The sequence below is a fragment of the Neobacillus jeddahensis genome (genome assembly GCF_000612625.1).
In the GTDB taxonomy this organism is placed as follows: Bacteria; Bacillota; Bacilli; order Bacillales; family Cytobacillaceae; genus Neobacillus; species Neobacillus jeddahensis.
On sequence record NZ_CCAS010000147.1, the window covers coordinates 1 to 591 of the forward strand.

Consider the following 591-nt stretch of genomic DNA (forward strand, 5'->3'; position numbering starts at 1 on the left):
GGTAGTCATCCATGCTAACGTAGAAACAATGCTGAGGGGCCACGGCTTGCTTATCAATCAAATAGCGAATCAGACATTTCATGATAGTTGTCTTCCCGACGCGGCGTAAGCCTGTGAGTAGGATGATTTCGGGCGTGTTCATCAGCTGCTGCAAAGAGGATAAAATTTGCTTACGATCGACCACGGAATCCAAAAAAAATCGGTCTTCCCACCAAGGGTTGTATTGATACAATAATGGTTCGATTTCCATCTGGCTTCTTTACGATAGTATCGGATAATTTTTTATATACGATATAATCGTATATCGCAAAGTTTTTTTTCTTATCTCTCGAGCCTATTGATAACTGATATGACCTTGCCTCCCCCCTTGAAAATCTATATACTCGCGAAAATTGTAACCGTGTTCCGGCGGAGAGGGTTCGTGCGTCAAAAGTCGTCTGGTGATTCGGCGACACGCTATGCTCGCGGTATCGCCTACCGGTTTGTTGGACTGCAAGCATTGGTGGTTATCATCATTGCAGCGGGTTGGTGGATTAGCGGTGCAACAGAGGCGTTCTCTGCGTTGCTGGGCGGCGCAGCTTGTGTCATTCC

Annotated in this window: 1 protein-coding gene; it reads right to left on the minus strand. The window is 46.4% G+C overall.

The features are described 5' to 3' along the window. Nucleotides 1-250: AAA family ATPase (locus tag TY15_RS23060; protein ID WP_042375747.1), on the minus strand; the 250-nt coding region annotated here is incomplete at its 3' end. Nucleotides 251-591: the final 341 nt, after the last annotated feature.